The organism is Chitinophaga sp. CB10 (assembly GCA_001870995.2).
In the GTDB taxonomy this organism is placed as follows: domain Bacteria; phylum Bacteroidota; class Bacteroidia; order Chitinophagales; family Chitinophagaceae; genus Chitinophaga.
This window is the reverse complement of record MLAV02000013.1, coordinates 72,785-92,395: the sequence shown is the minus strand read 5'-3', so window position 1 is coordinate 92,395 and position 19,611 is coordinate 72,785. Positions and strand designations below refer to the sequence as shown.

14 protein-coding genes are annotated in these 19,611 nt (G+C 52.9%); 4 read left to right on the top strand and 10 right to left on the bottom strand.

The genetic code is table 11. From position 1 onward, the window contains the following. Window positions 1-163: 163 nt before the first annotated feature. Window positions 164-1,366 (top strand): bifunctional 3,4-dihydroxy-2-butanone-4-phosphate synthase/GTP cyclohydrolase II, encoded by a 1,203-nt coding sequence (locus BOC67_RS18045; protein ID WP_291912086.1) that lies wholly within the window; start codon window positions 164-166, stop codon window positions 1,364-1,366. A gap of 110 nt (window positions 1,367-1,476) precedes the next feature. Here BOC67_RS18045 and BOC67_RS18040 read toward each other — a convergent pair whose 3' ends face one another. After that, window positions 1,477-6,228: a translocation/assembly module TamB domain-containing protein gene (locus BOC67_RS18040; RefSeq protein ID WP_291912084.1), complete on the bottom strand. Its 4,752-nt coding sequence runs from the start codon at window positions 6,226-6,228 to the stop codon at window positions 1,477-1,479. A gap of 138 nt (window positions 6,229-6,366) precedes the next feature. Between BOC67_RS18040 and BOC67_RS18035 the strand changes: the two genes are divergently transcribed. Both BOC67_RS18035 and BOC67_RS18030 read left to right on the top strand, forming a co-directional pair. Then, window positions 6,367-7,440, top strand: a complete 1,074-nt coding sequence (locus BOC67_RS18035) for an isoaspartyl peptidase/L-asparaginase family protein (RefSeq protein WP_291912082.1) — start codon at window positions 6,367-6,369, stop codon at window positions 7,438-7,440. 177 nt (window positions 7,441-7,617) lie between these two features. Beyond that, window positions 7,618-9,012, top strand: a complete 1,395-nt coding sequence (locus BOC67_RS18030) for a radical SAM protein (protein ID WP_291912080.1) — start codon at window positions 7,618-7,620, stop codon at window positions 9,010-9,012. 4 nt (window positions 9,013-9,016) lie between these two features. On the opposite strand, the gene BOC67_RS18025 is transcribed toward BOC67_RS18030, so the two are convergent. The 5 genes from BOC67_RS18025 to ggt are packed head-to-tail and all read right to left on the bottom strand — an operon-like array spanning window position 9,017 to window position 13,615. Then, window positions 9,017-9,865, bottom strand: a complete 849-nt coding sequence (locus tag BOC67_RS18025; RefSeq protein ID WP_291912078.1) for a TraB/GumN family protein — start codon at window positions 9,863-9,865, stop codon at window positions 9,017-9,019. A gap of 12 nt (window positions 9,866-9,877) precedes the next feature. Further along, the gene (locus tag BOC67_RS18020) at window positions 9,878-10,930 is read right to left on the bottom strand and encodes an aminotransferase class I/II-fold pyridoxal phosphate-dependent enzyme (RefSeq protein WP_291912076.1); all 1,053 of its coding nucleotides are present in this window, start codon (window positions 10,928-10,930) and stop codon (window positions 9,878-9,880) included. A 6-nt stretch (window positions 10,931-10,936) separates the two neighbouring features. Beyond that, window positions 10,937-11,359, bottom strand: coding sequence for a hypothetical protein (locus tag BOC67_RS18015; RefSeq protein ID WP_291912073.1), 423 nt, complete (start codon window positions 11,357-11,359; stop codon window positions 10,937-10,939). Window positions 11,360-11,370: 11 nt separating this feature from the next. Next, a complete protein-coding gene (locus tag BOC67_RS18010; protein ID WP_291912072.1) occupies window positions 11,371-11,895 on the bottom strand; it encodes a DUF1572 family protein in 525 nt (174 codons plus the stop codon). 13 nt (window positions 11,896-11,908) lie between these two features. Further along, entirely contained in the window at window positions 11,909-13,615 is a 1,707-nt protein-coding gene (ggt, locus tag BOC67_RS18005) for a gamma-glutamyltransferase (RefSeq protein WP_291912070.1), read from the bottom strand. Between the two features lie 83 nt (window positions 13,616-13,698). On the opposite strand from ggt, the gene BOC67_RS18000 reads away from it, so the two are divergent. Further along, complete coding sequence (locus BOC67_RS18000; RefSeq protein WP_291912068.1) at window positions 13,699-16,221, top strand: M14 family metallopeptidase; 2,523 nt, start codon at window positions 13,699-13,701, stop codon at window positions 16,219-16,221. Window positions 16,222-16,288: 67 nt separating this feature from the next. Here the strand turns inward: BOC67_RS18000 and BOC67_RS17995 are convergent, their stop codons facing one another. The 4 genes from BOC67_RS17995 to secG all read right to left on the bottom strand — a co-directional run bounded on the left by BOC67_RS17995 (window position 16,289) and on the right by secG (window position 19,602). Continuing rightward, the gene (locus BOC67_RS17995; RefSeq protein ID WP_291912065.1) at window positions 16,289-16,894 is read right to left on the bottom strand and encodes a redoxin family protein; all 606 of its coding nucleotides are present in this window, start codon (window positions 16,892-16,894) and stop codon (window positions 16,289-16,291) included. Window positions 16,895-17,113: 219 nt separating this feature from the next. Further along, entirely contained in the window at window positions 17,114-18,070 is a 957-nt protein-coding gene (locus tag BOC67_RS17990) for a YihY/virulence factor BrkB family protein (RefSeq protein WP_291912063.1), read from the bottom strand. A gap of 28 nt (window positions 18,071-18,098) precedes the next feature. Then, on the bottom strand, window positions 18,099-19,148 hold the full coding sequence (mltG, locus tag BOC67_RS17985; RefSeq protein ID WP_291912062.1) for an endolytic transglycosylase MltG: 1,050 nt from the start codon (window positions 19,146-19,148) through the stop codon (window positions 18,099-18,101). Window positions 19,149-19,218: 70 nt separating this feature from the next. Next, the gene (gene secG, locus BOC67_RS17980) at window positions 19,219-19,602 is read right to left on the bottom strand and encodes a preprotein translocase subunit SecG (protein WP_291912060.1); all 384 of its coding nucleotides are present in this window, start codon (window positions 19,600-19,602) and stop codon (window positions 19,219-19,221) included. Between the last annotated feature and the right edge of the window lie 9 nt (window positions 19,603-19,611).

The following is a 19,611-nucleotide window of genomic DNA, read 5'->3' as shown; positions in this document are numbered from 1 at the left end:
CGCTTACTTTCTGCGATAAAAATATATATAAAAATTATACTGTATATTCCCCGCCCGCCCAGCAATTTTTTGACCCGGAAACCAACTTTGAATGCTTCAGTTTTCCCCATTTAATTGTCGTAACTTTGCGCCATTCATTATTACTTGACCGAAGGATTTTTTTATGTTAGATACAATAGAAGCAGCAATAGAAGATATAAAAAACGGTAAACTGGTAATAGTAGTGGACGATGAGGACCGCGAAAATGAGGGAGATTTCATCACCGCAGCCCGCAACGTTACGCCTGAGATCATCAACTTTATGAGCATTCATGGTCGCGGACTGATCTGCGCCCCCCTTGTGGAAGAACGCTGTGAAGAACTGGGCCTGGACCTGATGGTAAGGGATAACACCGCTCTGCACCAAACACCTTTCACCGTTTCGGTTGACCTGCTTGGCCACGGCTGTACCACCGGTATTTCCGCGCACGACAGGGCTAAAACCATTCAGGCGCTGATCGACCCGAACACCAAACCGGAAGAACTCGGCAAACCCGGGCATATCTTCCCGCTCAAAGCGAAATCAGGTGGAGTACTCCGCCGCTCCGGACATACGGAAGCCACTATCGACCTGGCCCGCCTCGCTGGTTTTGAACCCGCCGGCGTACTCGTCGAAATCATGAACGAGGACGGTACCATGGCGCGACTCCCACAACTCCGGGAAATCGCTACCAAATTCGATCTTAAACTGATCTCCATCAAAGACCTCATCTCCTACATGCTCAATAAGGAAACCCTTATTGAAAAAGGAGAAACCGTGCAAATGCCTACCAAATACGGCAACTTTGAACTCGTCGCCTACACCCAGACCAATACCGGCGAAATCCACATGGCCCTCAAAAAAGGTCAATGGGAAAAAGATGAACCGGTGCTGGTACGCGTGCACTCCAGCTGCGTAACGGGCGATATCCTCCACTCCCTTCGGTGCGACTGTGGCGAACAACTCCACGCCGCCATGCAGATGGTAGAAAAAGAAGGGAAAGGACTTATATTATATATGAACCAGGAAGGCCGCGGCATCGGACTGATGAACAAACTCCGCGCCTACAAACTCCAGGAAGAAGGCCGCGACACCGTGGAAGCTAACCTGGAACTGGGCTTTAAAATGGATGAACGCGACTATGGCGTAGGGGCCCAAATCCTCCGCGACCTCGGCATCTGCAAACTCCGCCTCATCACCAACAACCCGCGCAAACGCGCCGGACTCCTGGGATACGGACTGGAAGTAGTGGAAAATGTGCCCATCGAAATCCATCCTAACCCGCACAACGAAAATTATCTCCGCACCAAAAGAGATAAACTGGGACATGAAATTTTGAAAGGCTAGGGATAGTCTTATTATATTATGGTGTTGAACCGGCGCTGCCAGCAGCGCCGGTTTTTTTATGCGCCTTTGAACCGGTTGCTCTTGTCAACTGGCCTTCGGCTACCAATAGATCACTTATTACTTTTTGTGCTGTCTTTCTTCTGCCCCGGTACAGTAGTGGTAGAATCTACCGCCTGCGTGCTATCCGGCTGCGGCCGGTAAGGGTACCGGCGCCTGTTCTTGTTAAACAGCTCCAGGAAACGGTCATATTCCCGTACATAAGAAATACCAAGGCCGGATTTCGTACGGTTGTTGAGGTTATACACGTCGTAGTCCGACTTGCTGAAGGCGTTGATACGGAAGCGCCCATCCGGCGTCAGGAGGTATTCAATGCGGAAATCGCCGGCAAAACGGTTGCTGCTGGCGGAAGTAGCGGTCTTGCCCCAGTCATAGTCGCCACCGGCATACAACCGGAAACGGTTATTGAACAAGGTGCTGGTTACCCCGGCGCTTACCTGGTTACGGTCCACGGACGAATTGTCTGGCAGCCCGCCCACATTGTACGCGCGGTAATTCACGTTGATACCAATGCCGCTGCCTTTCAGCAAGGCCCCGGTAATATTGTTCAATATCGCGGAAGCCTGTGCGGAAATAGCCTGGCCCACGCTGTTCTTACCGGTAATGCCCACGTTGGCGCCGCCGCCGGCATCATCCGGCAGGAACTGGTTGGCGATCAGGAGGCCGTAAATCTGCAGCAGGGCTTTATTCTGGTCATTGTTGATCTCTTTCAGCTTCGCGGCCACGCCACTTTCATAAGAGAGGGTGCCCACTTCCGGCAGCTGGATGGAGTAGGTGATATCCGGCTTCATCAGCGCGCCCTTCAGGTTAATGAGTACATCCACCCTTTCCTGGCGGGTGGCCAGCTTATCGTTGGTAGCCATGGTGGCGGCCTGCCCTACGAGGTTGTACAGGCTTACCTTTGGCAGCGAGTACTTGGCCGTGATGTTCATGTTCGCTTCCGACGGATCCCCATTCCAGCTGATGCTGCTGTTTTTCTCTATGTCGAATTTCCAGCTGGTTACCCGCTGGAAGTTGAAGTTATAGGACCCGTTGCTGATCTCGTAGTTGCCGAACATCGTGAAATCCCCGTCTGTATTGGCGATGATCTGCAGGTTACCGGTACCGTTGGCGGAAATGATATCCCCCGTGGTGGCGTCCAGGATCACATCAATCTGCGCATCCGGATTGGCGGCAATGTCCAGTTTTACCGTCAGCTTCGTATTGTCCTTTTTCTTCTTTACCTCCTGTTCGGTGCCATAGGTCTTGAACTTGATGTAGTCGTATTTGCCTATATCCTTACTATCGGATATCGGGAGGTAAAAATGCGTTCCGCGCACCGGCCGCGCCAGCACGTGCATCTGCAGGTCGTTTAACGGGCCGGAGAAATATACCTTACCGTCAGCGATTACATCTCCATAAAACAAATCATTATCATTGGCGCTGGTATTCAGGAACAGGAACTTCCGGCCCGTCACGTCAAAATCGAAATTCAGCTTGTCGAAATGATCATGGGAAATATAGCCGTTCGCGGTACCCCTGGTATTGAACTTATCAATCACGGTAAAGCTGCCAAACTCAATGAGGTTATCATCCACATTCACATTCAGCTTGGGGATGCGGTAATGCGTACCCAGGTAATCCACCGTCACGCCTACGGTATCCAGGGAGAGCTTACCCCGGATGGAAGGCTGGTCCGTAGTGCCGCTCAGGGTGAGGTTACCGGTAACGGAACCACTGAGGTCCCGCACATAACCCACCAGGTATTTATTCAGCAAGCTGATACTGCTGCCGCCCATGTTAATCACGGCATCCAATCCTTTATCCGTTTTGGATAAGCCTATGCGGCCCTGCGCGTCGAAGTTCATGCCCACATTTTCGGATTTTACGGCAAAGGTGGCCTGCCCCGTCTGCTGCAAATAAGTGCCGTCTACCGTTACGAGGCCGATGGAATCGTTGTCAATGCGCAGCTCCCGCGTACGCAGGGCAGCGTTGATGTCCAGGTTGCTGGTAGGGTCGGAAATATTGATGGTGCCGTCAGTAATACCTTCAATACGGGTGGTTACCAGTTGGGCGGGTATTACGTCTGCCAGGTTTATATTTTTCAGGGTGATGATAAAGCGCGACTCATCAGGATTAAACTCGTTGGTTTCAACCGTAATACTCTGATCGTTACGGGTGACTTTTAAATTCTTTACGGTAAGGAAATGTTTGCTCCAATAGATTTCATTGCCTGGCGTCACGTTCCATTGGCGCTCGTTCACCGTGAAAGCGCTGTTCAGGAAGTTGACCTTGATACCCTGCTGCACGGTGATTACGCGGGCGTAAAATCCATCCAGGCTCATCGTATCCTGGGCCTGGAGGTCTACCTTGATATAGGAAGTGTCGTTGGAGGAGCTGGCGAGTACCAGCGGGTTTACCAATACCTCCTTACTGCCGTTGAAGACCTGCCCCACCGTAGTGCTGAGGTTCACCTTACGGGCATTCCCGTCTCCCTTCACCTGGATATCCTTCAGGGTATATTGCAATACGCTCGCTTCCGGCACCTGTACATTCAGCGCAAAATTCCCCGTTTCGGTATTTAAACTGCCTTCCACGATACTGTAGTCAAAGCCGGACACCTGTTTGGTAAAACCTTTGATCAGCTTGGCCACATTGCCGAACTCAAACCTGAACTGGAAGTCCTCGTGGATATTGCTGTTCGAAGGCTCGAGGAAGTAGCTGGGATAATAACGGTACAGCAGCTGCTGGAAAGCGTCCGGGAGTTCGAGGAAGCTGTATTTTCCTTTTACATAACCCTGGACTTCGCTGCCATTGAGCTGTAATGTTTTTTGATCGCCCTGGGTTTCGGCCCTGAGAGCGAGGGAGTCGAACTCGAGCCGGCTGTTATCCTTAAAAAGCGAAACGTCGTACATACGGGCGCTTCCCTCGAAGTTATCGATGTTGCTACCGGCGAAGTTCAGGTCCAGCTTGGCCTGCAGGGTAAGCGAGTCGCTCACGAAATGCAGCGCCTTCAGGTCGCTCTTGCGGATTTCCGAGTTGAATTTAAACACCGGCAGGGCCTCGTTGAAATCAATCGTACCGGCAAAATCCATGTCCAGGTTAGGATCGTTGACGGTGAGGGCCCCGTTGAAAAATTTCCGGTTCATTTCCCCTTTCGTCTTTATGTTCCGGTAGTTGTAACCATAGAGGGAAATGTTCTGTACATCCGCATCCAGCGATACTTTCAGGGTGCGGAAGTTGAACCCGGCCCCATTCAGTTTAGCCGTCAGCGTTACCTCCCGGAGGTCCGGGATGTCCAGCAGGCTGCCCAGGTTGAAGTTGCTGGTATTCAAACTACCGGAATAAACGGGTACATCCCGGTTGGTTTTAAAGTTAAGGTCGGAATTCACCTGTCCCAGGTTGGTCTGGAACTGGCCGTACGCCACAAAGTCGTTGATGAAGCCGGTGTAGCTTCCTTTAAAGTTAATGCTGGTCAGCCGGTCAATCCTCACGGTAGAAGTGATATCCTTTACGATCGGCATGATCTGCATCACATCCGCGCCGGTGGTCATCAGGTTGTCCGCATGGAAGTCGATATACGTTTCCTCGATATCCGGCAGGCCGCGCATTTCCAGGGAACCTTTCAGCCGGGTGGTATTGCCTGCCTGCAGGTCAATATCGGTGGCCTTGAGGTTGCTCACCGGCCCCCGGGCGCTGCCGTTGATAGTAATTTCTTTTTTCCAGGATGAGAGGGGCGGGGCAAAGTAGGCAATGTCGTCGCTGGATACCTTACAGTCCTTGAAGTTCGCACGCATATAAACGAGGTCGATATAATCGCTCATATCGTCAAAGTCGCTGTACTGCATGGTGTAATAATCCCCGATGTGGCTGCGGTTGGTCTGGAGGTCCAGGTGGGAGAACTCCATTTCCACCGGCGACATCTTAAACCGGCTCGTCATCTTCTTCACTTCAAAGCCGCTGCGCTCTTTGGTGGAGAGGCTCAGGTCCCCGATGATGCTGTCTTTATAGATACTGGTATTGGTTAGGGAAAGATTGATGTCACTGAAGCGGATATGATGGGGAGCAAAGTACCCGTCTTCTATTTTCGTAGAGTCTTCCGGGTTATCCACGCCGAAAAGTCCTTTTTTGATGTTGAGTTCCTTTACGATGAGCTTCCAGTTGTCATTGTTCCAGCGCAGCTGCGTGCTGTCGTATTCCACGGGAGTATTGACCCTTGGCCTGCGTTTGCGCAGGGGAGAGGCGCTGTAGCTGCTGATGATGAAACTGGGTTCGTCCAGCGTGATTTCCTGGATGTCGATATTGTGTTTCTGCAGGTCCAGGTTTTTAGCATCGAGGTAGATGCGTTTGGCGTACCCGCGCATATCCTCGCCCACCCACTGGTCTACCTGGTTGATGCGGATATTGCGGAGGTCTACTTTCTTGAGGTCGAAGGCGATGCCGCCGCTCTGTTGCTGCTTGCCGGTAGAAGGGCCGCTGAAAGCGTCGGAGATGAAGGCGTAGTTCCACACGGAGTCGTTACGCGGGCGCAGGAGGTTGACCTGCGCATTGTCCAGCCCTACAAATTTGATCACGGGCCTGTCCGCAAAAAAGAACCAGTCCGTTACCCGCAGTTGCAGGCGGCCGGCGTAGAGCAGGGTATCCTTGTGCTGGTCTTCAATGAGCGCACCTTCCAGGTCCAGGCTATTGAACAGCCGGATATTCACATGTTTGATTTCCACCCTGGTTTTTAATTGCTCCGAGAGGCGGCTGGTCACTTCATGCACCAGGTAGTTCTGGATGACCGGAATGTTTACCAGTATCCCGATCAAGATGATGAGGCCCAACAAACACAATAGAATGACTGATAATATTTTCCGTACTTTTTTCAGGCGCCAGATTTTATCCGGCAAAAATAATTAATAGTTGCCAGCCACATGCAGCAAAAGCGGAAATATCTGCTAAATTTATCCCAAAAGTCAGCTATGTTTAAGTATTGGGTAATACCATTTGCAGCGGCGCTGTTCGGAAGCAGCGCTGCCAGCGCTGCAGTGGGGCCTGCAGGAGATTCAGTTATGCAAAAGCCTAAGTATGTTTTAGTGATCCATGGCGGCGCGGGCACCATCCTGAAATCGCAGATGACGCCGCAAAAAGAGGCCGCCTATAAGGCCGGGCTCACCAAGGCCCTGGAAGCAGGTTACGCGGTGATACAACGGGGAGGCCCAAGCCTGGACGCCGTGGAAGCGGCCGTGCGCGTGATGGAAGATAATCCGCTGTTCAACGCCGGCAAAGGCGCGGTATTCACCAACGAAGGCCGCAACGAAATGGATGCCGCCATCATGAACGGGAAGAACCTGGCTGCAGGGGCAGTAGCCTCCGTCACCACCATCCGCAATCCCATCACCGCCGCCAGGGCAGTGATGGAGAAATCGCAGCACGTGATGATGATAGGCCCCGGCGCTGAAAAGTTTGCCAAACAGGCCGGTTGCGAAATAGTAGACCCTTCTTATTTTTATACGGAAGACCGCTGGAAGTCGCTCCAGAAGGTGCGTGCGGCGGATTCCACCCAGGTGCAGCTGGATCATGATTCCACCACTAAAAAGACCACGCTGCTTGGTATCGAAAACAAAGATTCGAAGTTCGGCACCGTAGGCGCCGTTGCCCTTGACAAACAGGGTAACCTGGCAGCGGCTACATCTACCGGAGGTATGACCAACAAAAAATTCGGCCGGGTAGGAGATAGCCCCCTGATCGGCGCCGGTACCTATGCGAACAATGCTACCTGCGCTATTTCGTGTACGGGTTGGGGTGAGTACTTCATCCGCCTGGTGGTGGCTAAAACCGTGAGCGACCTGATGGCATACAAAAACCTGTCCGTCCAGGATGCCGCAGCGGAGCTGATCATGAAGCAGGTACCGCAGCTGGGCGGCGATGGCGGCCTCATTGCGCTCGATAAGGACGGCAATATGGCCATGCCTTTTAATACGGCAGGTATGTACCGTGGCGCCGTTACAGCCGATGGTAAAATTGAAGTGTTTATCTATAAGGAAGACAAGTAAGTTATTCCTACCTACTTATACAGCAGGGCTGCATGACAGGTTCATGCGGCCCTTTTTTTATGCAAAGGCCCCTGTAAATAATTCAGAAATTTATTTTAAAAAGCACTTTGTAATACAAAGTAAAAGTGTACATTTGAATTGCCATTACTAAAATCTGATTATTCAAACAGGAAGTCTATGAAAATTGATATCATCATCGCCTATATCCGGCGGTATGAATTCGGCCATGAATACGACTTTGTACCGCCGATTACCGGCATCCACCTGGCGGCTATTCCGCCGGCGCCCCACGAGGTACGGGTATATCATCAGCAGGTGGATGCCATCCGCTTCGATACGGATGCGGACCTCATCGCTATTTCCTTCTTCAGCGGCTTTGCCTTATCCGCCTACCACCTGGCAGCGGAATTCCGCCAGCGGGGGAAGACTGTAGTAGCCGGCGGCCCGCACGTGACTTACTGCCAGGACGAAGCGCTGCAATACTTCGACGCCATCGTAACCGGCGAAGCGGAAGGCCAGTGGCCCCTGCTGCTGGCGGATGCCGCGGCGGGCAAGCTAAAGCAGGTGTACCTGGGCGGCCCCTGTGATATGAAAGGATTGCCTACGCCCCGGTACGATCTGCTGCCCAACAAATTCTTTATCCGCAAGGTGATCCAGGCTACAAGAGGCTGCCCTTTCTCCTGCTCGTTTTGCACGGTGCCCTCCCTGAACCCCGGCTTCCGCCTGCGGCCCGTGGAAGATGTGATCAGGGACGCCTCTTACGATGCCTTTAAATGGTGGTGGCAACGCAAGGTCGTCTGGTTCTGGGATGATAACCTCACCATCCGCCGGCCTTACATCCGCGAGTTGCTACAACAAATGATCCCCTTGAAAAAGTGGTGGCTTACCCAGGCCAGTATGGATATAGCGAAGGACCCGGAACTGCTGGACCTCATGAAAGCCTCCGGTTGCATCGGCGTATTCCTCGGCATCGAATCCTTCGGGGCGGACTCCCTCGCGGATGCCAACAAACGCCAGAACCGGATTGACCATTACAGCGCGGCCGTAAAGGCAATCCGCAAGCGGGGCATTGCTGTAATGGCGGGCTTCATCGCCGGCTTCGATCATGATGATGAAGCCAGTATAGTGGCCATGGCGGACCAACTGATGGAAATAGGCATAGACGTGCCTTTCCTCAGTATCATGACGCCTTTCAGGGGCACGCCCATTTATCAATCGCTGAAAAAAGAGGACCGGATTTTGGAAGACAGGAACTGGAATTTTTACAACGGCTACAACGTAGCCTTTCAGCCGAAAAAAATCAGCGCATCGCAATTATTGCAGGCGCACCGACAGTTGTGGAAGCGGTCATTCTCGCCCTGGTACGCTTTCAGGCGTATCTGTCGCGGCGCATTCCGCCTGCGTTTGGGGGCATTCCTGCTGTCAGTGTTTATGAACGGCTTCTATTCGTATAAAAGAGTGAGGAGGAACTTCCCGATCGACATGACCGCCCGGCAGGACGGCTATCAACCGGTCCCTGCAACGCCGGTAGCCTCCCCGCAGCCGAAGCTGCGCCAGCAACCGGCGCTCTGATGGTTTATTTTACCGGCACTACCGTGTAACCTGCTTTCCGCAGCAGGTTGATGACGCCCTGTTCCCCACCCAGGTGGCCAGCGCCAAAGGCAAAGAAATGCGTACCGCTGGCTGCTGCTTTTTCAATCACAGGAATCCAGTTACGGTTGCGCTGGAAGACCATGATATCCGCATAAGGCGCCATGGCAGTGCTTTCCAGCAGGTCGTCATACAACGCGGTGATGTTGCCTGCTTCGTAATTCTCCTTGAACCGTTTATCCCTCGCCCTGGCGGAGGCAGGATCTTTAATATCCCGGATGATGTCTGCCAGCTGCACGCTGTCCGGCACTGCTCCGAACACGCTCATTTGCTCTTCCACGGTTTCAAGGCCTTCCACAGGTTTGCCTGTTTTGCGGGCAAGGGCCATCAGCTCCTGTTCCACGCCGGAAGGAGGGCAATCGAGGCTCCTGGAAATGAACATACTCATCAGCACAATGGGTTTCAGATGCACGAGCACTTCCGGGTTCAGGTGAAAGCTGTCCTGCACGTAGCGGGAGAACAGCTGGAAGTCCGCCGGGGACATATGATTGCTGAGATTATAAGACGGGTTGGGGCCTGCCAGCCGCATCAGCTTCGGCGCAAAACTGGAATCGGCCATGTCTATTTCCAGGTACAACGCCTTCGCGCTGTCGAACGCCGCGAGGGCGGCCGGTGAAAAATGAATATCGTCCTTACAGAGCAGGTGATAGGTGCCGTAGAGCCAGGAGGGCTGTTGCAAGCCTTTGCCGCTTACTTTCCACAGCAGGGAATTTTCCTGCGCCTGGGTACAGAGTGTAACCAAAAAAGCAAACAGGGTAATGCTGAATTTTTTCATGTAAAAAATGGCTTAGTGATAATAGGCTTTTAAAAACTGCTGCAGGGTTTGCATATCCTTTGCCAGGTGCAGCGCGGATAGCACGGCCCTGTGAGCCGGCGCGTCGTGGGGTTGCGGGTAGGGGAAGCTGGAGATGATCACATCCCGCTCCGCCAGGTACTTCACCAGCGAAGGCTTGTTATCGTATTGCGGATATACGAAAACAGGCAGCTCTCCGTTTTGCGTATGCGGTATATCCTGCATGAGCTGCTGCATTTGCAACAGGTTATTTTTTAACTGCTGTTGTTGTTTTTTTATGAGGAGATGTGATTGCAGCCATGCGTAAGCATTTGCGGGCATAAGCGGCGTACTCCCGGTGAAATAAGGGGTTCGTTTTAATGCCGCGATATCCGCAGCGGAGCCTCCTATAACGCCTCCTTCAATACTGTAGGCTTTGGCCAGCGAGGTAGTCACCAGGTAACGCACCTGGTCCGTTCCCGGAGTGGCGTGCGTACTGCCTTTACCGTTAGGCCCCAGGATGCCGAAGCCGTGCGAATCGTCCAGCACTACCAATACCTTCCGCTGCAGCTGCCGCAGCCAGTCAAAGCTGTGTATAGTGCCCGTGATAGGATTGACGGTATCGGATACGATCACGTAGGTATTATCCGGATGGGTATTCACTTTTTCAATTGTCTCCGCAACCCATTGCCCGTAGCTGCCTGCGGGCAGCGCCGGCACATGATGCCAGATGGCGGGGTGCGTACCCGGGGCGTACAACAGCTCGCCGCAGTTGACGGCGTAGTGAATGGCCGCCTGGCCGGAGAGGTAGCCGGAGGAAAAAAGCACGGCCGCCTGCTGATCCAGCATAGCGGCCAGGGCATGTTCCATTTCTTCGTACAGGCTTAACCGTATGTTGCTCACACGGGAGGCAGGAAACAGGGAACCATATTTTTCAATGCCCTCTTTTAAGCTGGCTTTGAAATCCGGATGCTGGTGCAAACCCAGGTAGGAAAAGCCGGAGAAGAACAGGCAGGTTCTCCCGTCTGTGGTAACGGTCCGGCCCGGCGTGAGGTCTGTTTGTAACATATGCGGTTATTCTTTCTTCGTACAAAGTACAAAATGATAATCACCCGACTTTACTTTCATATCAAAATGATCCTCATCCAGCCGCTCTACCGTCACCAGGTTCTCCGCTTTCCGGTCGCCGTTGGAAGCGGTAACGGAAATCACCTTGCCGTTGCTGAGGATATGATACCTTCCTGAATCCGGTTTATTATCAATCGTGGCGATGAAGAGTTTATCATCCAGGAACTGGTAGTACACGTTGCTGTAATAACCGTCCTTCAGGTCTTTGGCCTGCGTTACCTGGGTGATGTTGTACGGATCGCCGGCCGGCACCTTCACGTCGTACACGCGCCATTTCTTGTGTTTGAGCAGGTCGTCAGTTTTGCCGCTGTTGCAGGCCTGGGCCAGCAGGGCGGTACTAACGGCCAGGAATATACGTAGTTTGGTCATAACGGTTGATATTAAGGCTTGCCAAATTTAGCCTGGTTATAGGCAGCCGATTGCCCTTTAGGGATGGAAAGGCTTTCCCACTGGTCCTTCAGCAGCATTTTCCCGATATACACGATCTGGCCGATGTGGTAAGGAATATGCGCCAGCTGGCGGTTGATGGCGTCTATCACGCTGTGCGGTTCCCTGCGGATGTAGACGGTTTTTTCCAGGTCCTCATCCGTCAGGGATTCCAATGCGTCCATCATGCATTTCCAGGCCTCTTCCCACAGGCGGAGGATTTCCTCTTTGGAAGCATTGTCTTCCTGGAATTCCGTATCCCGGTTGCGGTTGGGCTTTTCCCCGTCGGTGGTGAGGAAGTCCGTCCACCGGGAAAGCATATTGCCGTGCAGGTGTTTCACGATCATGGCAATGCTGTTGGGCGCGCCTTCCGGCTCCCAGTGCAGCTGTGCGGCATCGAGGCGGTCAAGGGTTTTACCGCCCAGGTCTTTGTGGTTCAGCAAGCGTTTTTTAACGCTGGTAAGATAAGTTCCTGCCATAAGAAAAGTTTTATCAGTAGCCGGCTGCGCCATCGTCGCCGCGTTTGTCCGCAGCGGCTTGCAGCTGACCTGTTTTGGTGTCTTTTTTAATCAGTTCCGTACGGCCTATAAAGCCTCTTTTTTCGATTTTATAACCCATCTGTTCCAGCGCCTGGATGCCGGCCTCCGGGAAGTCGGGCTCCACATACACCACATCCGGCAGCCACTGGTGGTGGAATTTCGGCTTATTCACGGCCTCTTCGGGGCTCAGGCCGAATTCCAGTGTATTCATCAGCGTTTGGAATACGGAGGTGATAATGGTAGACCCTCCGGGCGTACCCAGGCTGTAGATGGGTTTGTTATTTTTCAGGACGATGGTAGGCGTCATACTGCTGAGCATGCGCTTACCGGGAGCAATGGCGTTGGCGGTAGTACCGATGAGGCCGTACATATTGGGTACGCCTGGTTTTACGCTGAAGTCATCCATCTCGTTGTTCAGCAGGAATCCCGCTTTACCTGCTACGGTGCGGGAGCCATAGTGGCCGTTGAGGGTGGTGGTAACAGCCACGGCGTTGCCGTCTGCATCCATCACGCTGAGGTGGGTGGTTTGCTCGCTTTCCCTGGCGAGGCCGGCTTTGGTACTGTCGCTGTTACCGGCTTTTAAAGGCACGTAGCCGGCCATACGCTCCCGGATATACGATTTGTTGACCAGTTTATCCACGGGCACTTTCACAAAGTCAGGGTCTCCGAGGAATGCCGCCCTGTCAGCGTAGGCGCGGCGTTCGGCTTCTATCATCAGTTGCATTGCCTGCGGCGACTGGAAACCCCAGCTGCCGATGGGGTAATTTTCTACCATCATCATCATTTGCTGCAGGCAAACCCCTCCGGAGGAGGGGAGAGGCATGGTTACAATCGTTTGCCCCTTGTATTGGAAGGTGATGGCTTTACGCTCTACCGCCTTGTAGTTTTTTAAATCTTCGTGGGTGATGATGCCATGGCCGCGTTGCATTTCCGCTACGATCTTATCGGCAGTTTCCCCTTCGTAGAAGCCGGCCTTACCCTTGTCCCTGATGAGCTTCAGGGTATGCGCGAGGTCTGGCTGCACCAGGGTATCCCCCGCTTTCCAGGGGGCATCCTTCACAAAAGCCGTTGGCATGGTGTTGAGCCGGAGGAATTCCTCCCGGGTATGATTGAGGCTTTCCGCTTCTTTTTCCGTGATAACGAATCCTTTTTCCGCCAGCTGGATGGCCGGTGCAATGAGTTTGCTGAACGGGAGTTTTGCATACTTCATGGAAGCAAACAGGCCTGCCACCGTACCGGGGATGCCGGAAGCCAGGTGCCCGTCGAGGCTCAGGCGGGTGATGGGATTGCCGGCACTGTCCAGGTACATATCCCTGCTGGCTTTGGCCGGAGCGGTTTCCCGGTAGTCGATGGCAATGTTACGGCCATCCCTGAGGTGGGCCACTAAAAAGCCGCCGCCTCCGATGTTGCCGGCGCCGGGGTACACAACGGCCAGCGCCAGTTGCGTGGCGATGGCGGCATCCACGGCATTGCCGCCCTGTTGCAATACCAGCACGCCCGCCTGGCTGGCCAAAGGATGGGCGGATACGACTGCTCCTTTTTTGGCCGTTATATGCTTTTCAATCGTATAGTCGTAGGGGTGCAATACGCCGGGTTGCCGCTGTGCGCAAGCGCTTAGCAATCCTCCCAGGGCAACGCCGAATATCAACAGAAATCTCATTGCAAAAACTCTTTTAACTAAATTAGTATTAGCACGAATTTCACGAAATTTAATCTACTTTGAGAGATAATTTATTCCTTTCTATGCGTAAATATATCCTGTTGCTACTTTGTTTAGCCCATGCATGGCCGGGCAGCGCCCAGGCGCCTACGCCGTCGGCCTTCCTCGGTTACAGGCTGGGGAGTCAGTTTACCCCTTCCTACCGGGTGGTTGACTATTTCAAGGCAGTAGCAGCCAGTGTTCCCAATGTTAAGATTGAGCAGTATGGCAGCACTTATGAAGGCCGCCCGCTGATTACCGCTACCATCGCTTCCCCGGAGAATTTCGCGAAGCTGGAGCAGATACGGCAGCAGAGCTACGATCTGTCCTTTGCGAAAGGTACGCCTGCAGCGGGGCAGCCGGTGATCGTATGGCTAAGCTATAATGTGCATGGCAACGAGGCCGTGTCTTCCGAGGCTGCGATGAAAACGCTGTACGAACTGGTGAATAACGCCAACGCACAAACGCAGCAGTGGCTGAAGAACGTCGTCGTAATCATGGACCCCTGCCTGAACCCCGATGGGCACGACCGCTATGTCAATTTCTACAACGCTACCCGCAACCGCCGCCCGAGTGTGGATGTGTACGCGAGGGAGCACAATGAGCCCTGGCCGGGAGGCAGGCCCAATCACTATTACTTTGACCTGAACCGGGACTGGGCCTGGCAATCGCAACAGGAATCCCAGCAGCGGATCGCGAAATACAACCAGTGGATGCCGCAGGTACATGTGGATTTCCACGAACAGGAAATCAATGCGCCCTACTATTTTGCGCCGGCAGCGGAACCTTTTCATGACGCCATTACGCCCTGGCAGCGGGAGCTCCAGGAGCTGATCGGGAAAAATAACGCCCGTTACTTTGATAAGGAAGGATGGCTGTATTTCACCAAGGAGCGGTTTGACCTGTTCTATCCCAGCTACGGGGATACCTATCCCATGTATAACGGCGCGCTGGGTATGACCTTTGAGCAGGGCGGCAGCGGCAGGGCAGGCATTGCCGTGCTGAAAAACGACGGGGATACGCTCACCCTGGCGGACCGCATCGATCACCATTTCACTACCGGCCTCTCCACCATAGAAGTGGCGGCCAGCCACGCGGAACGGATCATGCAGGAGTATGCCCGCTTCTTCAAAGATGCTAAGCAAAATCCACAGGGCCCGTATAAAACCTACATCGTAAAAGCTGCCGGCAACCCCGAAAAGCTGAACACCCTGGCGGACCTGCTGCGCAAAAACCAGATCAGTTTCGGGTATGGCGCCAACATTGGCAGCGCCAGCGGCTTTAACTACTACAACGGCAAAACGGAGAATTTCAGCATCGATAAGGAGGACCTGGTGATCAATGCCTATCAGCCACGCTCCACGATGTTACGGGTACTTTTTGAACCCGTGTCCAGGCTATCGGATTCACTCACCTATGATATTACAGCGTGGGCCCTGCCCTATGCCTACGGGTTGCCAACCTATGCCCTGAAGCAATCTGTTACCGCGGCCACTGATTCTCCCACGATAAAAAATAACAAACCGCTGGCGGCGCAAATGCCGTATGCCTACCTGGCGCAGTGGAACAGCGTGCGGGATGCGAAATTCCTGTCGCAGCTGCTGCAACATAATGTGAAGGTGCGCTTTAGCGAAACCGGCTTTTCCGCTGCCGGCAAGGACTTCCCGGCGGGTACGCTGATCATTACCCGTCATGGCAATGCCGGTAATAACAGGGATTTTGACAACTTCATTACTACGCAGGCCAACAAATTCCGCATACAGCTGGATGCGGTGAGCTCCGGATTCGTGGAGAAGGGGATGGATTTTGGTTCCGATAAGATCCGGTATATCAAACCGCCGAAAGTATTGATGCTGGCGGGCGACAACGTATCGTCCCTGGCGATGGGCGAGGTATGGCATTACATGGAGCAACAGCTGGATTACCCCGTGACGATCGTGCAGGAAAGTAATGCCAGTGATATTAACTGGCAGGAGGTGGATGTGCTTATTTTGCCGAACGGCGAGTATCATTCGCTGGCTGATAAAGCGATGGCGGAAGCCATTAAAAACTGGGTGAAGAAAGGCGGGAAGCTGATTGCCATGGAATACGCCGCAGCGCAGGTGGCTGGCCTGGATTGGGGGATTAAGCTAAAGAAGGAAGAAGAGGAGGAGAAGGAGGGGGCGCCTGGCAAACCTGATTATTCCGACCTGAAATCATATGCGAACCGGGAGCGGGAAAGTGTGAAGCAATTCATTCCCGGCGCTATTTACCGGGTGGACCTGGATACGACGCATCCGCTGGCCTTCGGGTATTCCCCCCGGTATTACACGCTGAAGACGGACAGCCGCCTCTATGAGTTTATCAGCAGCGATGGCTGGAATGTAGGCGTTATTAAAAAAGATAATTACCTCAGTGGTTTTGTAGGCGCAGATACCCGCAACCGTATCAGGGACGGACTGGTTTTCGGGGTGAAGGAACTGGGCAACGGGCAGGTGGTGCTGATGGCGGATAATCCGCTGTTCAGGAGCTTCTGGGAGAATGGAAAACTGCTGTTTGCGAATGCGGTGTTTTTTGTAGGAGAGTAGGAGTGGAACCCTGAGCTGATTGTATGCCAGGCGTTATAAATCTTATATAACGCCTGGTATATTTGAATTATAATTTTCTTTTGATGTTGCACCCCAGCGCGTTGCTGCTGGCTACTGCCACGGATTTGCCCGCCAGCAGGTCGTTCATGGCATTTTGCAGGTGTTTTACTTTCACGGCATCTGCGTTACCCGGACTATCATCTATCCCGCCTTTATACACGAGTTTACTGTTTTTATCGAACAGGTAGCATTCCGGCGTATGGTTAGCGTCGAAGGCATCGGCCATTTCCGCATTGCGGTCCAGCACATAAAAGGCGTTGAAGCCATGGCTGGCGGCATAGTCCTTCATGGCTGCGAGCGACTCGCCCGTACTGCGGTTAGCTTCGTTGGAATTGATCAGCACCACGCCGATATGATTGCTTTTAGCCTGTTTGCTCAGCGCGAGGATACGTTCTTCATTCCGTAACATGTATGGGCATTGGTTGGCAACAAAAATGACGAGCAGCCCGTTGGCGCCTTTGGCATTGTTGAGGGATACTTCCTTGCCGGATACGTCTGTGAGCCTGTTATCAGCTTTGGGAATCGGCGCCCCGAGTTCAAGTGAAGCATCAGATCCCGGTTTAAAGGCTAACAGGAGGGTACAGACAGATAAATACAGGGCGGACTTAATCATAAAAAAGATTTTCAGGTCCTAAATAGGTGGTTAAAGGTGACAATTTCTACAGAAAGATAGGGGAAAATTCCATTGGTTCCGCCGGCATCACACGTAAATCAACCTTAGCTGCTGATACCCAATCAGAAATATTTTCAACGGTGTCCGCCGGGTTTATCCTGACGGGAAAAGAGGCGTTTGGGGCGTGGTAACGGGGATGCATGCACGAAAGGTAGCAGCTTAGCTGACGGCTGCCAGCTTCCTGGCTTTTCGCTCTTCGCTGAGGTGGCGGATGCTGGCATTCAGCTCGAAGCCAACGAGGAGGAAAAAGGAGTTGAAGAACACCCAGAGCATGAGGATCAGCACCGTACCGATGGAGCCGTAGATTTTGTTGTAGTTGCCGAAGTTGTTGACAAAGTAGGAGAAACCCAGCGTAACGAGGATCATGCCGGTGGTGGCAACGGTGGCGCCGGCGGTAATGAATCGCCAGCGTTTTTCCGTGGCGGGGCCAAAGCGGTATAAAACGGCGTTTACGGAGTAGAGCAGGCCAATGATGATGAGCCAGCGGGAGATGTCAATGATATTTTTTACAAAAGGGCTGGTGATATTGAGCCAGTTGAAGATGGTGCGGAGCGTGGCGCCCTGCGCGATGACCAGGCCAACGGTGATCAGGAGTATGATCACCAGCAGCGCCGTCAGTTGTAATGCGATCAGCCTGTTCTGCCACCATTTACGCTTGTGGAACCCGGATCGCTCCATTTTATTGAAGGAGCGGAGGATGCCCATTACCCCGTTGGAGGAGTAAAAGAAACCCATGAGGAATGCCACGGACAGCAACCCGTTGCGGTGGGTGTAGAGGAAGTCGTGGATCATTTCCCGGACGATCAGGTAGGTGTTGTAATTGGGCGTCAGGTCCTGTGCGAGGTCGTACAGGGTGGGTTCAATATTTTTCAGCGGCACATAAGGCACCAGGGTAAACAGGAAGATGAAGAACGGGGGGATGGCCAACAGGAAGTTGAAGCTGATGGCCCGCGCCCTGTCGCCCAGTCCCCGGGCCTTTGTTTCCTGACCGAATAATTTGAGCACATCATACAGTGGCAAGCCTTCAAAGCCTGGCAGGATCAGGGTTTTGGTCCGGTTAACCAGTCTTTTATAAGGGGATGATCTGAAGATTAAATTTTCAGGTTTAAATGCCAAGATGATATAAAGTTGATGTCAGTTAAAGTTAAAAGCCTCTTTTATTGAGTTCTGCCTGGTATTTCCGGGCGTTTTCCAAGTGTTCGGAGTAGGTGGCTGCAAACGCGTGATACCCTGAAAAATCGGCTCTGGCGCAAAAATACAGATAATCTGTATCCGGCGTATTTAAAACTGCATTAATGGATTTTTCCGAAGGGGTGCAGATGGGGCCAGGGGGGAGGCCGGCCACCCGGTAGGTGTTGTATGGCGATTCGTATTGGGTATGCACTTCGCGGATCCTTTTGAGTCCGAAATCCTGTAGGGCGAATTTCACCGTAGGATCGGCCTGGAGGCGCATGCCTTTGCGGTACCGGTTGATGTACACGCTGGCGATCAGCGGCTTTTCGTCATTTTTATTGGTTTCTTCCTCTACGATGGAGGCGATGATGGTCACCTGTATGGGCGTGAGGTCCAGGGCTTTGGCTTTCGCTTTCCGTTCATCCGTCCAGAATGCGGCACGGGCTTTTTCCAGTTTACGGAAAACGGCGTCGGCGCTGGTGTTCCAGTAGAATTCGTAGGTGTTGGGCAGTACGGCGCACATGACGGTATTGGAGTCCAGGCCAAACTGGCGGAGGTACACCTGGTCGCGCAGCATGGCGGCGAGGGTAGTGGAATCCGCTTCCAGGTTAACGCCTATTTTATGGATAAAGTCCTGCTTGGTGCGGATTTTATTAATCACGAGGTCCACGGGCGACTGCCTTCCGGAGCGGAGCAGTTTCACGATATCGAAGTTGCTCATACCCGGTGAAATCTTGTAGCGGCCTGCTTTTACGCGGGAGGGGTAGCCGAGTTCCTTTGCCACCCAGTTGAAGCTGTTGGTATTGCGGACGATGCCTTGTTCCCGGAGGCCTTCCAGCACATCTTTATAGGTGCTGCCCGTACGGACGTAAAAGTATTTGTTATCTCCAAAGGCCCTGGTGTTGGGGCCGAACACCCGGTAGCTGATATAAACGAGGGCTCCTGCCAGGAGGCAGCCAACAATGAGTAAAATGCGTTTCAGCAGGACGGATTTAGTGCCTGATTGCTTCCTTTTTGCCATAGCTATTGACGGTAACAAAAAACCTCGCTTTTAACGGCGAGGTTTGCTGATATATTATACTATAATAATATTATTTGCTTTCAGGAGCTGGAGCCGGGGCCGGAGTAGCCGGAGCCGGTTGGGCTGGCGCTGGAGCAGGTGCATTGTTAGCAGGAGCCTGCTGAACCGGCATTTTGCCCATTTGCTTTTCGATGGCTGTTTGCTCAAGCTGGTTAGCGCTGCCGGACCTGCTGCCGATGAAGAACGGAGCGGTGAGGCAGAGTACAGCGATGAGTGCAGCGAGAATCCAGGTACCTTTTTCCAGCACATCCGTGGTCTGACGTACACCAATCACCTGATTACCAATACCTCCAAAGGAGCCGGACAAACCACCCCCTTTAGGGTTCTGGATCAGAACGAAAAAGCCTAATAACACACAGGCCAGGATGATCAGGATACCAAAAACTATCAACATAGATTACGA